Origin of the sequence: Flavobacterium sp., assembly GCF_041911335.1 — a bacterium.
Taxonomy (GTDB): domain Bacteria; phylum Bacteroidota; class Bacteroidia; order Flavobacteriales; family Flavobacteriaceae; genus Flavobacterium.
Window position 1 is genome coordinate 1 of sequence record NZ_JAYRPD010000046.1, and the last position, 3,586, is coordinate 3,586.

Genomic DNA, 3,586 nt, shown 5'->3' on the forward strand with positions numbered 1-3,586 from the left:
AAGAAACGGTAGCTTTGGTTTTCAGAAATTTTGGTTATCAAATCAAATCTTACAACGGAACCAAAGAACAATTGCCTTTCCGAGCAGATATCGGTTACACCAGAATTTTGCCAGAATTTCCTTTAGCTTACACTATTACTTATCATGATTTGCAACAATTCAATATTTCTCAATCGTATGATATTAATGGCAAAGAAGTCGGTTTTGGTAGAAAATTGATGGACCATCTTTCTGGTGGCATCGAATTGTTTCCTGAACAAGCCTTCAACATTAGAATGGGTTATAATGTAAAACGCGGAAACGAACTCGCGGTTCTCGACCAAAGAAATTTCTCTGGATTGAGTTTTGGTTTTGGAATCAAAATCTCTTCTTTTAGGTTTGATTATTCCCATGTTCGTTATCACAACGCCGATAATGTGAACCAAATTGGCTTAATGCTGGATTTGGTAGAACTTTCTGGGAATAGACGTTGATGATTTTAGATTTTAGATTTTAGATTTTGGATTTTAGAAAACTAATCGAAAGAAATCTTTTGTATATTTGGATTAGGCAACTTTGTAAAATCATCACAACTATATGTATAAATCCATTTAGACAGTCTTGTAAATTTCTACAATAGAATTTTGCCAAAACTAACTTGTATAAACTAAAAAAAAACACTAATTTTGTTGCTTATAGTCAACAAGTAAAATGGTAAAGAAAGCGATATTGAACAACCTTATTTCTAATCAAGACCTTACAAGTCTTGAGAAGCATTTAGTTTGTCAATATCTGAATAATAAAAACCTTGACTTTACCCAAAGTCCGATATTGACAGAATACTTTAAAGGTTTTGAACAGGACACAGTTTTGTTTTTTGGAGTTTCTGCTTTGGAAATTGAATCAATAAAAGACCTTGAAAATCATTTAGAGCTTATTATTCCAAAAACGGACAGAAAACTAAATGGTGCATTTTTTACTCCAGACTATATTATTGACTTTATCATTAACGAAGTTAAGCCACAGCCAACCGACAAAAATCTTGACCCAAGTTGCGGTTGTGGAGCATTTTTAATTGGCTTGACAGATTACTATAAAAATACTTTTGGAAAGTCTATAAAATCAATCATAAAAGAAAATATTTACGGTTCGGACATTCTTGCGTATAACATTCATCGCACTAAACTTTTGCTGACAATTTATGCTTTACAAAATAATGAAATTTTAGATGAAAGCGACTTTAATTTATATAACCAAGACAGCTTAAAAGCTGAATGGAATTTGCAGTTTGATACAGTTGTTGGCAATCCGCCTTATGTGAAATTTCAAGACCTTTCTGATGAAAACAGGGAGGATTTAGTAAAGAATTGGACAACTGTTGAAGGCGGATCGTTCAATCTTTATTTTGCTTTTTTTGAATTAGGCTATAAATTACTGAAACCGACAGGAAGGTTAGGATTCATTACACCAAACAATTATTTTACTTCGCTTGCAGGCGAAGCAATGCGTAGATTTTTTCAACAGAAAAAATGCGTTTCACGCATTATTGACTTTACGCATAAAAAAGTATTTGATGCTCAAACTTACACAGCATTGACATTTCTAACCAAACAGGAAAATGAAGCTATTATGTTTGACAGACTTAAAAACGGCTACACACCACAAGACTTTTTGCCAATAGCAAACGGTTCGCCAAATTATCTGAAAGACTTGAACGTAAAAAAATGGCGTTTGCTGAAAACTGACGAACAAAAAAACATTAAAACAATTGAAACAATCGGAACGCAAATCAGCAAATTGTTTGACATTTGCGTAGGCATTGCTACATTAAAGGATGATGTGTTTTTTATTGACGGAAGCAAAGAAAGAAACGGTTATTTCATCAAAACGACCGATAAAGGAACTTTTGAAATCGAAAAAGAAATAACAAAACCTGTTTACAAAATTTCAGATTTCAAAACACAGGAAGAAGCCGAACAAAATACAAGAAGAATTATTTGTCCTTACACCATAAAGGGAAAAACAGCGACACCAATTCCGGAAACGGACTTTAAAAAGCGTTTTCCGAAATGCTACGAATATTTACTTTCCGAAAAAGAAGCACTTTTAGCAAGAGATAAGGGCAAAGTAAAATTTGAGCCGTTTTTTGTTTGGGGAAGAACGCAAGGTTTGGCAAAAACAGGAAAGAAAATTTTAAATCCGACTTTCAGTCAAACACCAAGATTTTTATTGATAAACGAAGAAGAAGCTTATTTTACAAATGGCTACGGCACATATTTCAGAGAACAAGAAACCGAAACTTTGTTTGCAGAAAGCATAAATCCTATTTCAAAAATTGAAAATATAGACGTAGTACAAAAAGTTTTCAACTCAATCGTAATGCACTATTACGTCAGCAAAACAAGTGTGGCTATTGAAGGCGGTTATCCTTGCTATCAGAAAAATTTCATTGAAAAATTTACCATTCCCGAATTTTCAGAAAGTGAAATTGAGTTGCTTCGCTCTTTAAACGACAAAGAGGAAATTGACGATTTTTTAATTAAGAAATATCAGCTGAAAGAATTTTCGGGAAATCTTGTTTGATATATATTAAACAAATCTTGAATAAACGTAGGAAATGACAACCTGTCAATATTTGCTACTGAGTTTGGATTTAGTAAACCATCTTGTATTAATTCTTGTGTAGTATTATAGAGTTTTGGTATTGGCTGACTAAAATCTACTATCAATAAAGCAATACGTTCATATTTATAAAGAGGATCTTCTATATTAATCCTATCATTCAGTGCTTGAAAAGCTAAAATATATTTTTCAATATATTCAGAGTTATTAAAAGCAACTTGATGATTTGCAGCAGCGTCCGAATTATATTCTTTAAGAATAATCATATATACCTCCCCTAATACCATTCGGGGAGATCTCAAATGGAAATTTAATGCCTCTGCAAATGTCCTTTCATAAAGTGTATCAAAATTTTTTGCAACACTGCTCAATTGACTTCTCACATTAACTGACAAAACACTTTCTGTGAATGCAGTCCCAAATCTATCTAAAAAACCATTTAAATACGTTGGAAAAGTTAGTGTTTCAGGATGAACTACAATGTTTCTTGGTACTATAGACACATCTTGATTTTTTGTTTTTAAATAGCCTGCTAAAGCTAATTCTTTATCTTTTAAAATGATGGGACGATTATTGACACGATTGGGCGGATTAGCTATTCTTTGTAATCGTCTTAATTCAGGGTTGATTAAACTTGGATGAACTCCCAAATTTAAAAAAGCTGTTTTTACAACATCATGTATTAATTTAATTGGTTTTTGAGTTCTAATTAACGCATTTTTCCCTTTTTCTCCGTTTGTAACAATTGCATTTTCTATATCTACCTTAATTTGATTCAAAGCGTCTTGCATTTGTATTTGGGCAAAAGAAATTCCTGTGTGATTATTTATTAAATTGGGCATCTTTAAAAAATTCTTTGAGCGTTACATTTAACGCATTGGCAATCTTTTCAATATTGACAATAGAAACATTACGCTGTCCATTTTCAATACTTGCGATATAACTTCTATCCAAATCAGCAGTATAAGCCAAGTCTTTTTGAGAC

The 3,586-nt window shown here is 32.3% G+C and carries 3 protein-coding genes and 1 pseudogene; 2 read left to right on the forward strand and 2 right to left on the reverse strand.

The window, feature by feature from the left end; all coding sequences use genetic code 11:
• Together ACE3PD_RS07505 and ACE3PD_RS07510 are read left to right on the forward strand one after the other, a co-directional pair.
• A pseudogene (locus ACE3PD_RS07505) lies at positions 1-473 on the forward strand (penicillin-binding protein); the annotation flags it as partial.
• A 337-nt stretch (positions 474-810) separates the two neighbouring features.
• Positions 811-2,562: a class I SAM-dependent DNA methyltransferase gene (locus ACE3PD_RS07510; protein WP_374401099.1), complete on the forward strand. Its 1,752-nt coding sequence runs from the start codon at positions 811-813 to the stop codon at positions 2,560-2,562.
• On the opposite strand, the gene ACE3PD_RS07515 is transcribed toward ACE3PD_RS07510, so the two are convergent.
• Together ACE3PD_RS07515 and ACE3PD_RS07520 are read right to left on the reverse strand one after the other, a co-directional pair.
• A complete protein-coding gene (locus ACE3PD_RS07515) occupies positions 2,529-3,443 on the reverse strand; it encodes a hypothetical protein (RefSeq protein WP_374401101.1) in 915 nt (304 codons plus the stop codon). The genes ACE3PD_RS07510 and ACE3PD_RS07515 overlap by 34 nt on opposite strands.
• A complete protein-coding gene (locus ACE3PD_RS07520) occupies positions 3,424-3,573 on the reverse strand; it encodes a helix-turn-helix domain-containing protein (protein ID WP_374401103.1) in 150 nt (49 codons plus the stop codon). Before ACE3PD_RS07520 ends, ACE3PD_RS07515 begins: the two co-directional genes overlap by 20 nt.
• Positions 3,574-3,586 lie beyond the last annotated feature (13 nt).